The 20,774-nt window shown below is 34.5% G+C and carries 12 protein-coding genes and 1 pseudogene; 6 read left to right on the top strand and 7 right to left on the bottom strand.

The window, feature by feature from the left end; translation table 11 throughout:
• Nucleotides 1-319: 319 nt before the first annotated feature.
• Complete coding sequence (locus tag LEP1GSC059_RS17525) at nucleotides 320-1,174, bottom strand: acyl-CoA thioesterase (protein WP_017214603.1); 855 nt, start codon at nucleotides 1,172-1,174, stop codon at nucleotides 320-322.
• 430 nt (nucleotides 1,175-1,604) lie between these two features.
• Between LEP1GSC059_RS17525 and LEP1GSC059_RS17520 the strand changes: the two genes are divergently transcribed.
• The 6 genes and pseudogenes from LEP1GSC059_RS17520 to LEP1GSC059_RS17495 all read left to right on the top strand — a co-directional run bounded on the left by LEP1GSC059_RS17520 (nucleotide 1,605) and on the right by LEP1GSC059_RS17495 (nucleotide 12,216).
• On the top strand, nucleotides 1,605-3,386 hold the full coding sequence (locus tag LEP1GSC059_RS17520) for a CoA-transferase (protein WP_002178525.1): 1,782 nt from the start codon (nucleotides 1,605-1,607) through the stop codon (nucleotides 3,384-3,386).
• Nucleotides 3,387-3,419: 33 nt separating this feature from the next.
• A complete protein-coding gene (locus LEP1GSC059_RS17515) occupies nucleotides 3,420-4,388 on the top strand; it encodes a ketoacyl-ACP synthase III (protein ID WP_002178646.1) in 969 nt (322 codons plus the stop codon).
• Between the two features lie 24 nt (nucleotides 4,389-4,412).
• Nucleotides 4,413-9,762, top strand: a pseudogene (locus tag LEP1GSC059_RS17510) (AAA family ATPase).
• Between the two features lie 37 nt (nucleotides 9,763-9,799).
• Nucleotides 9,800-10,354 carry a SiaB family protein kinase gene (locus LEP1GSC059_RS17505; RefSeq protein WP_016559049.1) on the top strand — a complete coding sequence of 185 codons (555 nt, stop codon included), beginning with the start codon at nucleotides 9,800-9,802 and terminating at the stop codon, nucleotides 10,352-10,354.
• Between the two features lie 2 nt (nucleotides 10,355-10,356).
• Entirely contained in the window at nucleotides 10,357-10,731 is a 375-nt protein-coding gene (locus LEP1GSC059_RS17500) for a DUF1987 domain-containing protein (protein ID WP_002178665.1), read from the top strand.
• A 24-nt stretch (nucleotides 10,732-10,755) separates the two neighbouring features.
• Complete coding sequence (locus tag LEP1GSC059_RS17495) at nucleotides 10,756-12,216, top strand: adenylate/guanylate cyclase domain-containing protein (RefSeq protein WP_002178764.1); 1,461 nt, start codon at nucleotides 10,756-10,758, stop codon at nucleotides 12,214-12,216.
• A gap of 795 nt (nucleotides 12,217-13,011) precedes the next feature.
• Here the strand turns inward: LEP1GSC059_RS17495 and LEP1GSC059_RS17490 are convergent.
• The 6 genes from LEP1GSC059_RS17490 to LEP1GSC059_RS24555 form a co-directional block, all read right to left on the bottom strand.
• Nucleotides 13,012-13,371, bottom strand: a complete 360-nt coding sequence (locus tag LEP1GSC059_RS17490; protein ID WP_036057951.1) for a hypothetical protein — start codon at nucleotides 13,369-13,371, stop codon at nucleotides 13,012-13,014.
• 356 nt (nucleotides 13,372-13,727) lie between these two features.
• Nucleotides 13,728-14,849, bottom strand: a complete 1,122-nt coding sequence (locus tag LEP1GSC059_RS17485) for a sensor histidine kinase (protein WP_020981319.1) — start codon at nucleotides 14,847-14,849, stop codon at nucleotides 13,728-13,730.
• A 437-nt stretch (nucleotides 14,850-15,286) separates the two neighbouring features.
• A complete protein-coding gene (locus LEP1GSC059_RS17475) occupies nucleotides 15,287-16,396 on the bottom strand; it encodes a sensor histidine kinase (RefSeq protein WP_002178483.1) in 1,110 nt (369 codons plus the stop codon).
• Between the two features lie 505 nt (nucleotides 16,397-16,901).
• Nucleotides 16,902-18,047, bottom strand: coding sequence for a DUF445 family protein (locus LEP1GSC059_RS17470; protein ID WP_002178740.1), 1,146 nt, complete (start codon nucleotides 18,045-18,047; stop codon nucleotides 16,902-16,904).
• The gene (locus LEP1GSC059_RS17465; RefSeq protein ID WP_020981243.1) at nucleotides 18,044-20,329 is read right to left on the bottom strand and encodes a hypothetical protein; all 2,286 of its coding nucleotides are present in this window, start codon (nucleotides 20,327-20,329) and stop codon (nucleotides 18,044-18,046) included. Before LEP1GSC059_RS17465 ends, LEP1GSC059_RS17470 begins: the two co-directional genes overlap by 4 nt.
• Nucleotides 20,330-20,410: 81 nt before the next feature.
• Nucleotides 20,411-20,545, bottom strand: coding sequence for a hypothetical protein (locus tag LEP1GSC059_RS24555; protein WP_002154666.1), 135 nt, complete (start codon nucleotides 20,543-20,545; stop codon nucleotides 20,411-20,413).
• Between the last annotated feature and the right edge of the window lie 229 nt (nucleotides 20,546-20,774).

Raw genomic sequence — 20,774 nt, 5'->3', positions numbered from 1 at the left:
CCACATTTTAGGAATCGATCTGTAAAGTTCAAATCCTAACTTTTTGATGAAAAATGAATCATGACTCTCATCGAACTTACGTTAAGGACTCAAACTACAGACAGTTTGAGTAAAAAATATTAAAAAAAGATCCTATTCAAAACTCTAAAATAGAATGTTTAGAATTCTACATTGAAATATGAATTTATCTAAAAATTCTTTTTGTATATCAATGTGGGAATTCATACGAAAACTAGAATGCTATAATCATACGATACAACAGCTTTTGTGGGAAACCCAAAAATTCAAAAATGATTGATTCTAAAATTTTGGATAGACCTCAGTTCAGTTTTCTAGTTTTTCCATTCCGAACTCGGACAAGATATTTTTTCAGATGTTTGTCTATCATTTCTAAATCAGATAACTCACTTTCAATCGAATCAATTTTTAGATCCTGCAATAAAATCAAAAGGTATCTGAGTTCTTCCAAATGTACTTTCGCTTTTAAAATGTTTTTGATTTTTTCTGAAAGAATCCTACTTCCCCAAGCTCCAGCAATTCGAACCGGTAAAAGGATAGAAACAGAACGAATATGTTCCAAAAGAGAAGTATGTTTTTTGATTACTTCAGTTTTATTTCCAATCCTGTATAGTTTGAGTGTAAGACCATGTGCAAAACGCAAAACCTCCAGCTTATCAATACTTCTACTTCGAGCAGAACTTGTCTCCTGAATGATTTCAATCTGAGAAGAAGTATAAACTGGTATTTTTTCTTCTGTAAAAATTTTTCTAAAACCTTCTGGAACAGACACTACTCTACGGACGGAATAATCGAAAAATAAAACTCTAATTTTTATAAGCGCTACTTTCTCTTTTCTTTGATCTTTAGAAAGACGAAAGGTAAGATCAAAAGATTTCTCCTCTAAATTATCTAAAACTACGTCTATCTTAACTTGATCTTTATAGAGTAATTCTCCCTGATATAAAATCCTAGCGTTCGCAAAGATGATACTCTTTCCATAAATATCTGTGACTGAAAACCCTAGATACTGAAAGAACTGTAGATGTGCCTCCATTACTAAATCTAAAATGGAAGCAAAAGATACGTGAATATCCAAAGCAAGATCCGTTTTTCTTATAGATAACTCTGTAGAAAAATGATACTTCTCCGGAAATTCTATCTGTATATCTGTCATTGTTATCACTTATCGGCTAACGTGTGAGGGACATAAACTACTTCACGTTATTTGAGTCATCATTACTTTACAACTTTGCAATCAATTTTCTATCAAAACTAAGTGTAAATATATATGACTTTCCTAATTATAGTTTCGGTTCGTGAAATACTCTCCTTAAATCGATTCAGAGTTTTGTTGCAATTTATAAAAAAGTTCTTGCTATAGAATTCTTAAAAGTAAAATCTTTCTACCGTTGTAACTTGTTTCAAACCCATTCGACATTTGTAGAAAAAGATTCGCAGTAAAGTATTCAAGATTTACAAAAGAATATCTTTTTTTGTAATACAATATTATTTTTTTCTTTTTAGGCGAAGTTAACGGGAGGTTCGCTCCTAATCGGAAATTTTAAACTAATCATCTTCACACTGATTGGGAAGTATAGAATTCATTGGAAAAAAACGCGAAGATCTTTCAAAATCCTGACGAGATGATCCGTGAAACGGTGCAACCTAAAATGTATCTGCACCTTTCCGCAACCATGTCCAGGCCAAATGCTCTCATCTATTCTCTTGCTCGTTGTTTCCAATATTCAAATCCGGAATTTGTAATTAGTATGGCCGGAATTCATTCCAGCGCGCACGCTCTTACAATCTCTAAAGTAGTAAAAAAAATGATCACCGGTTTTGCGGGAGACAATTATCCTAAACCCGCTCCTAATTCATTATATTCTAATTTATTAGAAGGGAAACCGTTCGAGCTGGAACTTTGGTCTCTCCTTAGTATCGTTCAAAGATTGATGGCCGGGGCAATGCGTCTTCCAGGTTTTATCACAAACTCTCTTTTAGGTAGCGATCTAATTTTAGATAAGTTAGGCAAAACGGCTTTTTTACTTCCAGACCCAAAATACCAAGGTATCAACGGTTCCCATTCTCCAAATTATAAAGGTAAAAAAGGAGTAGATCTAGTTTATATTCTTCCCTTAAACCCGGACCTTACACTTTTACACGCTGTGGTTGGAGACGAAGAAGGAAATCTGGTTCTTTGTCCTCCTAGTGGTGAAGGTTACTGGGGAGCGCTTTCCGCCAAACAAGGTGTAGTTGCTACTGTGGAAAAAATCGTTCCTAAAGGTTCCATTCCTCCAGAACTTGTTTCCATTCCAGGAAATCGAGTCAAAGCCGTTTCCATTGCCGAATTTGGAGCCCATCCTCAATCTCTTAGAGTCTATAACCTCCCTGGAATTCCAGCTTTTGCAGAACTTTCTACCTATTTAGACGACTACGAATTTCAGATAGGAGCCAACGAAGCAGCAAACGCTCCTTCCCGTGCAGAAAAATGGTATGCAGATTTTGTAAACTTAAAGGGTGGTCACACAGAATATTTAGAACGTGTAGGAATTTCTCGTCTTAAAAAACTAAAACAGATTCCCAAAGAAAACAAAATAACCAAATTAGAAGATCCAAAAACCGTAAACGACTCTGAACAAATGATTATTTTAGCAGCAAGAGCAATTCAAGAATATGTTAAATCCAACGGTTACAAAACGATTTTAGCCGGTATCGGTGCCGCTCATATTTCCGCTTGGACCGCAGCCCGTTTTTTAGAAAAAGAAGGGATTGAAGTTAAGATCATCACGGAACTGGGTTTTTTTTCTATGAAACCACATACCGGAGACGTTTTTCTTTTTAGCCAACTACATGCAAAAGATTGCACTATGCTTTCTGACATTACAAGTATTTTAGGAACAGTAGTTCCAGATCATTGTTTAGGAGTGTTAGGAGCCGCAGAAGTGGATTGGTTCGGTAATATCAACTCCACTAAAACTTCCAAAGGAAAATTTTTAGTTGGTTCGGGAGGAGCCAACGACATCGCCGCGGTAGCAGATTGTATCGTAGTTGCCAAGGCCAACCGAGGAAGATTCGTAAAACATGTAAACTACATTACCTCAGTAGGGGACAGAGTCATGGAAGCAGTCTGTCAATTCGGAAGGTTTCAAAGAACTCCGAACTCAGATCACGTATTCGAATTCTCCCATTGGATCTCACCTCCTTCCGACGAAGAGATGGAACCCGAAGAAGCAGTGTTACGCTATACTTCCTGGCTTCCTCCGGACGAGGACATTCCTCTCAAACACGAACCTCCCGTGACAGCGGAAGAACTAACCGTTTTACGCGAATTAGATCCAGAAAAGATTTACATAGAACAATTTATGGTATATACAAGACTTCCATAATAAAATGATATTCGAATTTACTAGAGGCCACTTATGAGCGGAAAAAATCAGAGCGGTATCCAAATCACCGGATTCGGTCACTATCTTCCTGAAAAAATCGTCACTAACGAAGAAATTCGCTCTCGTTTGAAATTTCCAGAAATGCACCCTGCCGAAAAAGCGGTGATAGGCAACATTGGAGTCAACGAAAGAAGAAGAGCCAATGATTCAGAAACTCCTATGTTTATGGCTTCTAAAGTGGCGGAGATGGCATTAAAAGACGCGGGAAAAAAACCGGAAGAAGTCGATCTTTACATCTTAGCAAACTGGACCGATCGTTATTATCTTCCCGACTTAGCCCCACAAGCCTCCAAACTTTCTGGAACAACAAACGCTCTCGCTTTTGACGTAAGTACAGCGTGTACAGGATTCGTTCATGGGGTTCAAACCGCTTCCGCTTTTTTAGAATCCGGTAAATTTAAGAACGCACTTGTAATTGGAAGTGAACGTTTTTCCGTCAGAACCAGAATGGGTGGTTACGGAGAATTTACTGCAGGAGACGCTGCTGCAGGAGTTTTTTTAGAACATACCGGAAACACGAATTCCGGAATCATAGATTCCTTTCTTCAAGACGAAGGAGATCTGTCAGGTATCATTGTAACCGGTCCTCCTCCCAATAGTTACGTTAAAAGTTATCCGGAACTAGTCACAAACGCGGCGGATCTTACACTCAAAGCCATGGATAGACTCTTAGAAAAAAATAGTCTAACGATAGAAGACGTAGACTGGGTGGTTCCTCATCCCGGAACCGACGTGGTAGTACAGGACGTACTCAAAAGAACTCAATTCCCAAAAGAGAAAATTCTAATGAACTTTGAAAGAGTGGGTAACACTTCGGCGGCTTCCATCCCTATTGTTTTATCAGAATATTATTATAAAGGAAAATTTAAAAAAGGAGACTTATTCCTCACTCCCGCCGTCGGAGGCGGGTTTTACTGGGGAGGACTCTTATTTCGTCTTTGAACGAATATAAGAAAATCAATATATATGAAAATAGACGGTTACGAAATTAAAGATAGAATGAATACGGATTCGTCCACAGAGGTTTACAAAGCCGTACGTTCAAAAGACAAAACAGAGGTTGTAGTCAAATATATTCCAATTTTAGACGAATTACATCCCGCCGTAGTCAACCTTAGAAACGAATATGAAATTCTAAGCCATCTTTCTTCCGAAAAAATGATTCGTGCATTTGGAATGGAAAAAATTCCGGAAGGTTTTATACTCATTTTAGAGTTCGTTCCAGGACAATCCTTGAAACATTTTTCCCAAAAAAGACCGGTAAACCTAAAAGACTTCTTTAAAATTGCGATCGACCTTACGGAAAAACTTGGAGAAATACATAATAAAAAAGTAATACATAAAGATTTAAAACCGGACAACATCATATTCAATCCGGACGAAGATATTTTGAGAATTGTAGACTTTGGAATTTCCACCCGACTTTCTAAAGAAGAAAGTTCTTGGTCCAATCCAAACCGTTTAGAAGGTAGCATTCACTACGTTTCTCCAGAACAAACTGGTAGAATGAATCGTTCCGTGGATTATAGAAGTGATTTTTATTCTTTAGGTATCACTTTCTACGAACTTCTTACCGGAAAACTTCCTTTTGAAAGCGAAGACCTTTTGGAATTAGTTCACTTTCATCTTGCAAAATCCCCGATCGATCCCCGTAAAATCCGAAACGAAATTCCGGAAGCGCTTTCTCATGTAGTTTTAAAACTTCTTTCTAAAACCGCAGAAGAAAGATACCAAACTTCCGAAGGACTAAAAGCCGATTTAGAAATCATTCAAAACAAATGGTTGGAATCGGGAGACGCTCCCGCCTTTCCTCTTGGTTCCACTGATTATTCTCACGAATTTAAAATTCCTCAAAAACTTTACGGCAGAGAAGATTACATAGAAGCGTTGTTAAACGAATTCAAACGTATGACAGAAACCGGTAGACCTAGCATCGTTTTGATCGCAGGTTACTCTGGAGTTGGTAAGTCCTCTCTTGTCAAAGAAATCAATAAACCTCTTACGGAATCGAAAGGATATTCTATTTCTGGAAAATTTGATCAATATAATCGTAATGTTCCTTTCAGTGCAATCATCCAGGTTTTTTCCAATTTGATTGAACAAATTCTTACGGAATCTCCAGAAAGAATCGAAGAATGGAAAAACAAAATCAAAGACACTCTAGGTACAAACGGTAAAGTGATTACAGACGTTTTACCAGAACTTGAGTTTATCATAGGAGAACAACCTCCCGTTACCGAGTTGGGCCCCCAAGAAAACGCAAACCGCTTTTATTTAGTATTTCAGAATTTTATAAAGATCTTTGCAAACCAGGATCATCCTCTTGCCATCTTTTTAGACGATTTACAATGGGCGGATACTCCCTCCCTTGAACTAGTCAAAAATCTGATCGAAGACGCTTCCGTAAATTATATTTTTTTAATACTTGCATATAGAGACAACGAAGTAGATTCCACACATCCCTTTTCGACTCTGATTAGTGGTTTGGAAAAAGAAGGATTTCGTCTAGATAAGATTCTTCTAAAACCTTTAAGTTTAGAAAACGTAAACGAACTTTTATCGGACAGTTTACGCAGACCTACCGAAGAAACTCTTAGTTTTGCGGAGATAGTCTATTCTAAAACGAGAGGAAATCCTTTTTTCATCAATGAATTATTAAAACAACTTTCTAAGGAAGAAATCATCTCTTATCAAAAAGGAAGTCCCACAGACTCAGGAAAATGGGTCTGGAATTTGGAAAAAATTAAAAACACAAATATTTCGGATAACGTGGTGGAGTTACTTGTCAATAGGATCAAAAAACTTCCTTCTAGAACCCAAGAAACCCTAAAACTCGCTTCTTGTATTGGAAGTAATTTTGATCTTGCGATCCAAGCCAAAATTTTAGGCTCCACTTTAAAAGAAACCGCAGAAGCACTTATGGAAACCATGCAAGAGGAATTGATTGTTCCCATAGGAGACAATTATCGTCTCGTAGATTCCATGGTTGAAATTGAAAAAAATCAAGATAAGAATTTTCAAATCGCTAAGTCCATTCAATTTCGTTTTCAACACGATAGAGTTCAACAAGCCAGTTACGAACTTTTAAACGATGACCAAAAACAATCCTTACGTCTTCAAATCGGTAGGATTCTTCTTGAAAGCCTCAACGAAAAAACTTTGGAAGATTCTATCTTCGACGTAGTAAACCATCTGAATACCGGTTCCAGTCTTATCACCGAAAATTCTGAAAAAAGAAAACTACTTCAGTTAAATCTTCAGGCCGCGCAAAAAGCAAAACTCTCTGCGGCTTATAAACCTTCCAAACTGTATTGTGTTCAAGCAAAAGAACTTCTTTCCTCTCTTTGTAAATCCGAAAAAGACTGTTGGAACCAAGAATACAATCTTTCGTATGCGGTTCATAAAGAACTCGCGGAAGTTTTGTATCTCAATGGAGACTTTGAAGAATCTCAGGAAACAATTCAGAATATTCTAAAACAGGCAAAAACTCCAGTGGAACAAGCAGAAGCGTATAACTTGCTAATGATTGAATATTCCGCACAAGGTAAATACGACCTAGCGATGCCAACAGTAATCAAAGCGTTAAAACCTCTGGGTATAGAACTTCCAACTTCCGGTTTTGACAAAGTGGTCAAAAAAGAACTCGAAGAAGCCAAAAAAAATCTTAAAAATAGAAGCATAACATCTCTGTTAGACGCTCCTACGATGACAGAACCGAGCCATATTTGGGCGGTCAATCTTTTGATCAGTGCAATTCCTATGGCTTACAATAAAGAACCTGCACTTTTTCCGGTAATCTGTTTGAAGATGGCAAACCTTCTTTTGAAATTCGGAAACCTTTCCGACTCTTACGGTTATTCCTGTTACGGTATGGTTTTAGTGGGCCAAGGCGACTACAAAGGAGCCTATGATTTTTGCGAACTTGCGGTTAAACTCAGTGAGAAATATATAAACTCAGGAGGATATACTAAGGCGGCAAATATTCTTGCCAACTATTCTTCTTCTTTTGTTAAACACCTAAAGTTTTCGGAAGAAATCAATATCAAATGTGTTCAATCCGCTTTAGATTCCGGAGAATTTTTACACGGCAGTTATGCCGCGATGAATGACGCTTCTAACGTTTTATTTCAAGGAAAAAATCTAGAAATTCTAAAACCTAAAATCAACGAGCTACTTAAGTTTGTCAGAAAAGTGAAGAACAATCTTGCGATTGATACAATCCTCGGAACCACACTCATACTTTCCAACCTAAGAGGAGAAACTGGAAGTCATCTTGATTTTTCTTCTACGGAATATCTGGAAAAAGAATACATCGATCTATGCAACGATCATCAAAGTTTGGCTCCTATCTGCACCTTTAAAGTGATGAAGGTTCGTTCTCTTTTGATGTATGGAGAATACCAACTAGCGCTTCAAGAAGCCGAAGAAACCAACGGTATGATTCTGTATTTAGGAGGTCAGTATGGTCCTTTCGAATATAACTTTTTGTATTCTTTGGCCTTGGCCGCAAACTATAAAAAAGTTTCTCCAGATCGTAAAAAGGAATTGGTTAAAAAGATTCAAGAGAATCAGAAACAACTACTCGTCTTAGCGGAAAGTTGTCCCGAAAACTTTTATCATAAATACCTTCTTGTAGAAGCGGAACTAGCAAGATTAGAATATAAAAACTGGAAAGCAGCAAGAACCTACGAAGCCACAATCCGAGAAGCTAGAAAAAATGAATTTCAAAACGACGAAGCTCTGGCTTGCGAAAACGCAGCTCTATTCTGGCTTTCTAAAGGAAGTGTAAAAATCGCGGGAGAATTTATCAACGAAGCCTACCACCGTTACGGTCTTTGGGGAGCCAATCTAAAACAAAGTATGCTCAAGTCCAAGTATCCAGAATTTATCCGAGAAAGAGGTACCGGTTTGTTGCGAACTCATAGAACGATTTCCAGCACAACTTCTACAGCGACCGAAATTTATTCGGGTCAAACTCTGGATCTTCAATCGGTTTTAAAAAGTTCCACGGCGATTTCGGGAGAAATTAAACTCGAAAATCTTTTGGACAAATTGATGAAAATCGTAATTGAAAATGCAGGAGCTCAAAGAGGTGTTCTCATTCTTAAAAAAGAAGGCAAACTATACGTAGAAGCCGAAGGTTCTATTTCCAAAGACGACGTAGAAATATTAACTGGAATTCCTAATTCCTCTTGGAAGTAGTAAAAATCTTCCAATTTCTCTCATCTACTACGTGGAAAGAACCAAAGAAAATCTGGTTTTAAGAAACGCAAGCCAAGACGAGAAGTTTAATAAAGATGAATATATCAAAAATTTTAAAACGAAATCAATCCTATGTACTCCAGTTATCAAACAAGGAGAGATTTCAGGAATTCTTTATTTAGAAAACAACCTTTCGGAAGGTGCGTTTACTTCGGATCGTCTTCAGATCATGAACATTCTTTCGTCTCAAGCCGCGATCTCCATAGACAACGCGTTACTCTATTCGAACATGGAAGAGAAAGTTAGAGAAAGAACCAGAGAATTGGCTCAAGCTAACGCAGATCTTGAACTTAAAAACCAACGTATTACAGATAGTATTACGTATTCTTTAAATATTCAACAGGCAATCCTTCCGTCAGACGATATTCTTGCAAAAAATTTAAAAGATCAGTTCGTTCTATTTAGACCCAAAGACATCGTTTCGGGTGACTTCTATTGGTTCAGTAAAAAAGAAGGATCTATTTTTCTTGCTGCAGTCGATTGTACTGGACACGGAGTTCCAGGTGCGTTAATGTCAATGATCGGAAATACTTTGCTTAACCAAATCGTAAACGAAGCAGGGATCAAAGATCCAGGAAAGGTTTTAGAACATTTAAATAGAAATGTTCGCCAAGCCTTAAAACAAGATACTTTAGGAGCCAACTCATCAGATGGAATGGATATTTGTTTTTGCCGAATTGACGAAGACAAAGTATTATTTGCAGGAGCTAAAAGGCCCCTCTATTTCTCAAAGAATAATCATATCGAAGAGATCAAAGGAGATAAACACTCTATCGGTGGAAGACAAAAAGAAGTTTCAAGAACGTATTCTACGCACGAAGTGAAATTGGAAAAAGGGCAATCCGCCATGTTTTACCTTACAACAGACGGATTTATGGATCAACCAAATCCACAAAGACAAAGAATCACGAGTAAAGGATTAATCGCTCGTTTGCAAAACGTTATCTCTTTGCCAGCATACGAACAAAAGAATCAACTAGCGGCCTTTTTGGATGAATATCAAGCGGGAGAAACTCAAAGAGACGATATAACTTTAATCGGATTTAGAGTCTGACCAGACGAACAAAAATATAGGAGTATGATAAAACGAAATGATGGAAAACAAGTCCCTAGATCTGTTCAAACAATATAGAGACACCTACGATTATCAATTCATTGTTTCCTTTAAAGGTCGTCTATCACAAGAGGTACTAACGGAGTTCGGTTCTATGATTCGAACTTCCTTAAGTACTGAATCTAAAATTAAAAAAATTTTCGCGGTTTTTATTGAACTCGCCCAAAATATGTTACACTATTCGGCGGAAAGAAAATCTCTCGAAGACGGAAGAGAAAGCGGAGTAGGTATCATTATGGTCGACGAAAAATCGGTTGGCTATAACGTTTCTGCGGGAAATCTTGTACTAAACGAAAAAATAGAATCGTTAAAAATGAAATGCGAGAAGATCAATTCTATGTCTAGGGATGAGTTAAAAACTTATTACCAAAAACAGTTACGTTCAAATAGACCTGAGGATAGCAAGGGTGCGGGAGTGGGTTTGATAGACATCGCGAGAAAATCGGACGGACCTCTTTCTTTCGATATATCCCCGATAGACGATAAACATTCGTTCTTCACGCTTTCTGCATATTTTACAAAGGAAAATTAAGAATGGAATCATTACACATACAACAAACAAAAACTTCTCCGGAAGTCATCTTAGATACAGAACAAGGTTTTGTTGAAATTATAGGAGAATCTTATCCTGAAAATGCGATCGCATTCTATAAACCCGTTTTCGATTGGCTAAATGCTACAATGAATTCTAAATCCAAAATTCAGGTCAAATTTCAACTGGATTATTTCAATACAAGTTCGTCTAAGGTTATCATGGATATTCTGGATTCTCTTCAGAAATACCACGATCAAAACGGTAAGGTAAAAGTACTCTGGTTATATAAAGAGGACGACGACGATATGCAAGAAACTGGAGAAGAATTTTCATCCGATCTTTCTCTCCCATTCGAACTTAAGTCCTATAAGTAATATAACGTATCTTTAAAAAATTACATGGAACAAAAAGACTTCAATTCCTTTTTTGAAAATGAATTTCAATTATTAAAAGAAGTCAACGAAATCCTAGATAATAATGATTCCCTAAATAAGGAAAATCTTATAGAAGAACTGAGAAAAATAGGAGAAGCATACGAATCCCTTCTAAAACAGTCTTCTAAACTTATGAAGATCGGAGATTCCACCCAAAACCGTTTGATCAAAACCCAAACGGAACTTCAGGATTCCAATCAAAGACTTGTCTCTTCCTATCAAAACCTAAAACAGTTGAGTGAAATAGGTCAGATGATAACAGCCAGCCTGGAACCTAAAATCATTTTGACTTCCGTTTACGAAAATACTAAATCAATGCTTTCTATGGACGTTTTAGCGTTCGGTATCATAGAAGAAGGAAAAAACGAAATCAAATATAAGTTTAGTTTGATCGAAGGTCGTTATACACCCGCTCCTACTGTGGATTCTCTTACCGAGGACAATCCTTCTTCTTTTTGTTATCATAATAATCAAGAGCTGATCACAAACGATCTCGAAAAAGATTTTCCGGGATATGTTTCCGTCATCCAGAAACATTTCGGTGAAAAAACGAGTTCGGTGGTTTACCTTCCTTTGAAAGTAGAGGAAAGGTTTATCGGAATCTTGACTATTCATAGTTTTAACAAAAATGAATTTAATGAAAACAAACTTAACATTCTTAGAACTTTAGCCAACTACGTAGCCATAGGGGTAGATAACGCTGACGCGTATAAAAATCTCTCCAAAAGAAACAGAGAGCTTAAAGATTCTTTAGAAAAGATTAATATTCTAAACAAAGGCTTGGAAAAAGAAAGACAAAAATCGGAAAGTCTTTTACTCAACATCCTTCCTAAATCTACTGCGGAAAGATTAAAAGCGGGAGAAGTTGTAATCGCGGATTATATTAAGAAATCGACCGTTTTGTTCGCAGACATTGTAGGTTTTTCCAAACTTGCTACTCAAATTCCTACTCCCAATCAACTTGTAGAAATTTTAAATCAGATTTTCACCTGTTTCGATGACATTGCCAGTAAATATCAGCTCGAAAAAATTAAAACCATTGGAGACTGTTATATGATGGCGGGCGGGATTCCAATCGCAACCGAAGACCACGTAGAAAAAATAGCGTTAGCCGGAATCGATATGATTCAGGGGCTTAAAGATCTTCAGAAATCCTGGAAATACGAATTTGACATTCGAATCGGTATTCATACGGGCGACGTAGTAGCCGGTGTAATCGGTAAGAATAAATTCGTTTATGATCTTTGGGGAGATTCAGTCAACACCGCCTCTAGAATGGAATCACACGGGGAACCCGGCAGAATTCATTGTTCAGAAGCAGTTTATGAATCTCTTAAAGACTTATTTTTATTTGAAGAAAGAGGTGTAATTCCGGTGAAAGGTAAAGGCCCAATGAAAACCTTTTTTCTTTTAAGTAAAAAGTGATTTTTTGAATCTAGTTTTTCGATTCTTTTCAAAAAAGATCTTTAAAAATTTCTTTCTATTTTGTTTCTATCGCCGCTTGTTTTGACCATAACTTGTTTTAAAAACTGTTACACTGGGGTTTTCCGAACGATCTAAAACACAATCAGCAATAACGTTAGTTTAAGTTCAAGAAGCGAGACGTTTTGGGTTTTATAAAAATGTAGAAACTCACATAGAAATTTTAATAACACAAAGAATGCTAAAAATCCGTAAATCATGGTTTTTGTGGGAACTACCACATTTTACCTAAAAATTCAAAAGTGATTTTATTCTAAGTTTTTGAGACGGATTTTTAGGATTTGTAAGAGTTTCCCACAATTCCAAAGATTGATCCGATTTTTAACTTAACAAAATACAAGAACCTTTCAAACAAATCAATACTTTGAATTTAAAGTTCAGTAGAAACAGTAAGCAGATTTTTTAAAATTTACTACACGAAAAATACACACTCAAATATCCTCCTAACTTTCATTAGAACATTCATCATTTCTAATTTACTACGAGTTAGACGTAAGAAAATTTCGGCGAATCCAGTTATCACAGACAACCGGACCGGACTTTCAGGTCTGATCAATAAATTGTATATAGGAATATAATACAACAATCTTCTTTAGATTTAATAGAACGCACTCTGTCAAACGCCCTACAGAGTAACACCCCGAGAAACTAGCGAATGCCTCTCTAAAGATCGGCATTCAAGAAGGCGAGACTTTGAAACTCGCACTATTCCCTTTCGCGTTAATTCACATTAATTTATTAACCGAGTTTAAGAACTGGGGTTTTTAAAATTCGATTCAGAAAACCTATAATTCCACCAAAAATCAAACTTGCTACTATAAGAGGAATTAAATGTGAATACTGTTTCGGAATTACTACAAGTGCTATATACCAAGGTAAATTTAACAATTCCGTGAGCACGATAGAGCTGAACATTTTTGAAAATCCAATTTCTATTAAAGTTGCTACAAATCCGCAAGAAAACCAAAACAACATTCCTTGAATCAAAATCCAAATCGAAGCAGTTGGATCCGCCAAAAAAACCAGCAAACTTTCTAAAATCGCAACTATAACTCCTATCAAAAACGCATTTCTCAAACGAATCGTTTGTTCCTTCATAAAATAACCTTCTATAAAATTGATATATATTTCAAAATTTAAAAAATATATATAAGGTAAAATAAAAATTATTTTCAAAATCATATTCAATCAATATTGAATATGATTTTCAAACCAGCAAATTACAACCCCTGTCAAAACCAGTCATATATCCGTCTAAAGTTTTAATTAAAAATAGTTTTTTTGAGATGGCTTTTTATTAATTAAAATTGTTGAAAATTTCCATAGTGGCGCTCAACAAAACTGCTTCAATCGACGGTTTCCATGAAATACAAGCTGATAAAAAATTAAATTTTCAAAAAAATATTATAAAAATATAAATCTTTATTTTTTTAATTGAATATAAAAAAATCGAATCAAAATTCTAAAACGGCGACTAAACCTTGATCATTGAAAATTTTAAACTTTGCTCTGATTTGTTTGGAAAGTATATGAACCAAAGTAAAACCGGTCGTTTTAGACTTTTGCAAATCGATTGGAGCAAACATTCCCACTCCGTTATCTTTAAGAGTTAATTTATAATTTTCACCGTTTTTAGAAAAATTAATTTCTATATTTGGATTTTTAGATTCTTTGAAAGCGTGTGTAAGCGAGTTATTTAAAAGTTCGTTAAAAATCATTGCACAAGGAATTGCAGTTTCAATTGGCAGATCAACTTTTTCGACGTAATTTAAAATAGTTACATTCAAATTCTTATGTTTGCTTTTAAGATTCTCTATAATTTTCTCAATTACATTAGAAAACTCTATACTATGATAGTTGTCAGATTTATACATATAATTATGCACTTCCGACATCGCAAGAATCCGATTCTGAAATTCAAATAATACCTTTTGTGAATCCGACATGTCATTTCTATGGAGATCTGCAAGTCCACTCAGTACTTGCAGATTATTCCTAACTCTATGATGAATTTCTTTAATCAATTCGTCTTTTTCTTTAATGTAAGAATTCAAAAGATTGACAGTCAAAAGAGCAATACTTGTAAAAAAGAAAAAACCTAAAACAGAATCTACGGCAAAACTTGTTTTTAACATTCCCCTCTGAGAAAGTATATTTAAAAAATAGAATATTAATAAAAAAGAATAAATAGAAATATAAATAGTAATTCGAATAGTCGTAAAGAGTAGAAATATAATAACAAGAATCGGAAAACTGTACAATGCATTTCCTTCCGGGTCGCCAAAAAACAACCCTAAAGTAATTCCTACAACTACCGTAAACAAAGTGAGAGTTAATGCTTTTTTATATTGTCCATACCAAACTAGTAACATCGATAAAAACGAAAAAGATATGAGCATTATAAAACTAGGACGATAAGTTACTTCATTGAAAAAAAAACAAAAAGTGATTCCTGGAAGGACAAAAGTTACAACATTAAAAACAAATAAATATAAAGCCCTTATTCTTAAAATAAAAGGTTCTTGCGAGTAAATACGTTGAAATCTTTTTAAAATTATATTTTTCAAAAGAAACATAAGTTTCGCCATTCAAAGAACCAATATGATTGTAAACCCTATTATATCGAATTTCAAACGAGGGAATACAGGATTTTTATACTTTAATAGCAAAGAAGAATCTCGTATGGCATTTCGTAACAATAATCATCTTACTGATTTTATTTTGAATTATACGAATCATTCGACTGTAATTTACAAAAAAATCGAAAAATTAATTTCGAGATTGATAGAGTGTCTTTTAACTTGATTTATTTCTATTGAAGTCCTTGCTAAATTATGAACACTTACATGCCTAGAATTTTGCGTTAAACAATAGATTTGTTTTAAAATTTACACCACCTTACATAGGTAGAAATTATTTTTCAAAATTTATTTGAACCGATATATTTTAACCTTCGAAAAAAGAAATATCCTATTTCGATCCATAATATTTTTGAAAAATCTATAAACATCAATCAAAATTCTAAAACGGCAACTAAACCTTGATCGTTAAAAATTTCGAAATTCGCATGTATCTGTCTAGAAAGTATATGAATTAAAGTAAAACCTATCGTGTTCGAATTTTTCCAACTCGTAGGAATTGCCATTCCTACTCCATTATCCTTGACGGTTAGTTTATAGAGGGAAACATTTTTAGAAAAATAAATTTCTATATTTGGATCCTTAGATTCTTTAAACGCATGAGTTAGTGAATTATTCAGAAGTTCATTGAAAATCAGCGCGCAAGGTATCGCAATTTCGATAGGCAAATTTACTTTTTCGGAATAATTTAGAATGGTTATTTTAGAATCTTTATGTTTATTTTTTAGATTCTCTATAATATTTTCTATTACGTTCGAGAATTCTATACTATGATAATTGTCAGATTTATACAAATAGTTATGCACTTCCGATATTGCAAGAATCCGATTCTGAAATTCGAATAACACCCTTTGTAAATCAGCGCCGTCTTTATTGTGAAGAATAGCAAGACCACTTAACACTTGGAGATTATTCCTAACTCTATGATGAATTTCTTTGATTAGTTCATTTTTTTCTTTAATATAAGAATTTAAAATATTTACAGTTAAAAAAGCAAGGAGCGTAAAAAGAATAAAACCTATAATAGAATCTACCGCGAAAATACTATTTAACTTATTCATCGAGTTGAGTCTGTAAAAAAACAATAGAATCAGTATAAACGAAAATAAAGAAATATAAAGAGTAGTTCGAATATCAGTAAATAATAAAAATAAGATCACTAAAATAGAAAGGCTCCATAAAGCATTTCCAATCGGATTTCCAAAAAGTAAGACCCATGCAAGCCCAGTTGCCACGGAAAATAAGGTTAGAAATAAAGCTTTTTTAAATTGTCCTATCCAAAGCAAAAATATCGCTAAAAAAGAAGCAATTATAAAGAGTATATAACTAGGTCGGTAAGTAGGCTCTTTCTCATTGAAAAAAAACGTAAACGCTAAACTCGCAAACATAAAAACTACTATATTAAAAAGAAGCAAATATAAAGCCCTTACCCTTAAGATAAAAGGTTCTTGTGCGTAAATACGTTTGAATTTTTCGAAAATCATATTTCCTGAAAAAGATCCTTTCTAAATTACTCTATTAAAAAATTCATTTATAATTCCAAGATAGTAAAACCCTTATTTTAAATAAGACAAAACTTTTTGTATTTTTACTTTAAAACTAGATTCTCTTAAACATTTTAATCCTGAAACTTTTTATTTAAACTTTGTTAATCGGTTAAATCGACTCAACATAAAATAGAGAAAAAATTTTGTTTCATTTAACGCTCAACAGATTAGATTGATCTAATAAAAAAATACGTTTTAATGATGGGAGAAATACATCCGATCTTAATATTATATTCAAGAAAAGCTATAAACCAGAAATACTTTATTTTTAAATATTCAAAATCGTTTTATTCAAAGTAATAAATAAAGTAAAAACAAGGTCCTATACTCTTTTATTAACTTAGCTCCTAACTGGCAGATCCAGCTCTTTTAACACTTCGGTTAACTTTTAATACGTAACTTTCCCAAAAAATAGTAAATATAAAAATCAGAATTTCAACTCTTAAAAAAAGAATCTGATAAGTCCGGTGATACATCCTAAAAAAAATCCTAATATACTTCCGTTGATTCGGATCGTTTCTAGAACGTTTCTAGTTTTCCATTCTAAATTTTTTCTAAGATCCTTAGGCTCCAGACTTTGAAGTCTAACCGTAATTTGTCTTCCTATATAGCCGGAAACGTTTTCGTCTATACGCTTTTCTACAAACTCCAATACGGAACGGAGAGGCGCGTATTCCTGTAAAGTTTTCACTTCTCCAATTTCTTTAAGATGAGTCTGAATGAGTGCCGCTAAAAGTCTACTAGACTGATCTTTTAAAAACCCCATCAAAGATCGAACCGCTTTTTCTCTTTGATCCAAATGTAATTCGTTCCAAGAAGATATGTAAGTTTCTGAAGAAGCAGCCATAAGATTGACCAACTTTTCAATCGTTTTTTCGTCCTTCGATTCTATCTCCAAACCTTGTTTTACGTGATTTCCATATTCCTTTAATTTTTTTGGAAAGTCCACTACTAGGTTTAACACTACCTGGGCCACTAAATTCATTTTTCCTAATATTTCCTGAAGCAGAGATTTAAACTCTTCTGTATCTGCGACTTTTATCATAGATTCCCCGATCAAAAGTTTAATCGTATCCATAATTTCTTTTTGTCGATTTAATTCTTTTAATAACGCGACATCTGTTCCAGAAAATTGATAATGAACCAAGTATTGAACAATTTCTTCCTCCACCTTGGAAAAAAGTCCGTTTAATACCTCTTTTGTTTTTTCCTCGTTTCCGAAAGTTTCTAGTAAAACTTCATGAACCTCATTTCGAGTATAAGGATCCTCTAATACCATTCTAATTCTGGAGCGGATCACTTCGTGGTGTAAAAGGTCGTTAGCCACCCAATTTCCAATTTCAACGGAAAGTTTAGAGCCATCTTCTTCGATCGCTTTATAAGTTTTCCATACGGCAAACCAATCACAAAATCCTCCGATCAAACCTCCTTCCAAAGCGGAAAGTATAATTTTTACAATCGGAGTTTCTGAATTTCCTAAAAACAGAATCAAAAGTATCGCCGCTGAAAACCCTATCAAAATAGAATTAGAAAGGGTCTGTCTTTTTCTAAATGGAGTTTTTCGTAAATCTTTTGTAAAGAACGTCAATTAGATATTTTCCTGCGTGTTAAAAATGTAGCCCCCAAAAAAGCAAGTGGAAGCAAAAGCTGAACAAATGTAATTAAATATGTTCGAATATCATAAAATATGAATTCATTTTTTCTTTCTTTAGAACAAAAATAAAATTGATCGTCCAAAGTACGATAGACTTTTTCTCCCGATACAAGCTTCCAAAGAGGGAAAAAACCGGAATGAACGAGTATAGGAAAACAAACCTCTGATTGTTTTTCTTTCGGAATTTCCCATTTAATTTCAAAATTGCTCCAAGTAATCGGCTGAATTTCTGTAGGTAAATCAACTAACTCTAATTTAGCTCCGGTTTTAGTTTGAAAACTTTCCTTTTCTTTGAAACAAGAAGATACTTCGCAAAAGTCTGAAAAAGAATTTTCATCTGATTTATATTCTTCTTTAGAAACAGGAACCACAAAGAAATTTTGTTCAAACTTTAAATCTAAGTTGGATTCTAATTTAAACTTTTGAAGCGAAAAGTTTCCGGTTAAAATCGCAATCGGTTTTTTAGGAAGTAATTCCATAAAGGACCGGGAAACATTCAATTTCCATAAAATCCATTTTCCTTTTTGAGTAATTTTAGAAAAAAATCGAGGGGACACAATCGCCAATTGATTCAAAGAATCAGAACCAAGTAATACGTAAGAAACCCCTCTTTCGGAAAGTAGTTTAGAAAATGATTCTGAAAGTTTTTCTTTTTCAAAAACGGGATGAGAATGAATTTGTTTCTCTCCTTTGTTTAAAAACGACCTTGTTCCCTGTCCCGGAAATAATTCAACAATTTCTTCAATCGAAGAAGGAAACGATTTTTCAGAACGATTCTTCAAAGTTATATTTCGTCTAACGGATTGACGAATTAATACAGAAGCCCAACGAGAATCTTTTTCTTCTAATATCTCTTCGGATGCAATCAAAGCCCCATAAGAAGTTTCTTCAAAAACACGGATCCACTCTTCTTTCTGTTTCCAGACCATAGAAGGATTTTCTGTAAAAGTTTCTATTCCAGTGGCCGGTCCCGGAATCGTTACTATAAATCGATACAATCCTAATATGAATAAGATCAAACCGCCCCATAATTTCCATTTTCCAGGTGGAAGATTTTTTAAAAAGAATCTAGCGGTTACAAGAGAAGAAAGAGTCAGAAAAACCAAAGATACGTTTAAGGCCGTATACCATTTTGCGTGTAAACAGGGAAAAATCATAGATAAAGAAGAATCCGTAGCCATCCAATAAAAAAATAGGGCTCCAAATATTAGAAATCTAGAAATTGGAGGCAATAGTTTTCTGATAAACAACAATCGAATTCCGATTACGAATAAAATTGGAAACAATAAATGAATCCAATACTGATCAATCAAAATCTGTTTTAGTAGGTCTAAAATCTTCTCTGGTCTTGCAACTGAATTTGAAAATTCTTCTCCTAAAAGAGATAAAAGTCCATTGATCGGAAAAGAAACTGGAGGATTTTGCTGAAACGAAAGATACGCATAATAATTCCATAATATAGGAAAAGCGAAAAAAAGAGGAAATAGAAAAATCAATAAGATCTCAAGAATTTCAAATTCATCTTTGTAAAAAAGAAAATATATTCCCAACGCTATCAAATAAAACAAAGAAGTTTCGTAGTGTGTATAAAATACGAGAGTTCCAGCAATCAGATTCTTAAAGAAAGAAGAAACCTTTCCGGTATAACGGAATTTTTCTAAATAATAAATTGCAAGTAACGAAATAGCAAGCCCTACCGAAAACGAAATTGAATTTTGAAAAACGCCTACAATTCCCGCACCTACAACACGGTCTCCAGGATATAAAAAATAAAACATAAGTCCTGTTATAGTAAGCAAAGTATTTCCAGGACTGAGGTTTGTTTCCGTAAGAAATAAAAATCCTAATTTCAAAAACGCATATGAAAATAAAAACAGTCCGAGCAAAATTCCTAAATTAAAAGAAACTCCAAAGGGAAGAAAAAATAAAATAAATGTGTGAAGAAAGGAGATCAGGAAAAAGAAAAAGGGGGCTTGAAAGTAAAATGTGGGACTACCACCTTGTAAAGAACGATCGTATCCAGAAGAAAGAAAATTCTTAAATAAAACCTGATACTCTTGAGCGATTAGATATTGATTTTGTAAGGATACGGAATCGGGTACTTGATCCGAAAATAAAAATCGAAATTGTACCGATAAAAATAAAAAGACTAAAAAAAATACGAGAGGTTTTCTGGCCGCGTGAGGAATTTTCCATTTCCTCTGTATAATTTGCATGGGATGATTCTTACGAAACCCGATTTCCTGACAAGCAAAACGGGTATTCTAAATCCCCTTTCAATTACGCTCTAAAAAAAATTATTCTTCTCTCGCGTTATCCTGAACGTATTTTTCAAAGTCGTCTTCGGACATAGTATCCGAATAAAGAGGATAAAAAGCGTCGATCAATTCTTCCATTGTTTGGAATTTCGCTCCGTCCATTTTGTAAGACATACCGGCTCCTTTGGGACTTCAGATTTTTAGCATCAATCAAAATGTGATCTTTTAAAATAAAAATAGAACCATCATCTTGAACTTAAAATCCATTTTCATTTTTGAAATTAGTTATATTTGTCCCTTTTAAAATTAATTTATAATTTATCCGAAAATATTCTCTGATTCTATAATCCAATCGATTTGAGTTGATTTTTGAAATTTTTGGATAAGCTAAAGTTGAATCATT

This window comes from Leptospira noguchii serovar Panama str. CZ214 (assembly GCF_000306255.2).
In the GTDB taxonomy this organism is placed as follows: Bacteria; Spirochaetota; Leptospiria; order Leptospirales; family Leptospiraceae; genus Leptospira; species Leptospira noguchii.
This window is presented reverse-complemented; position numbering and strand designations above follow the sequence as displayed.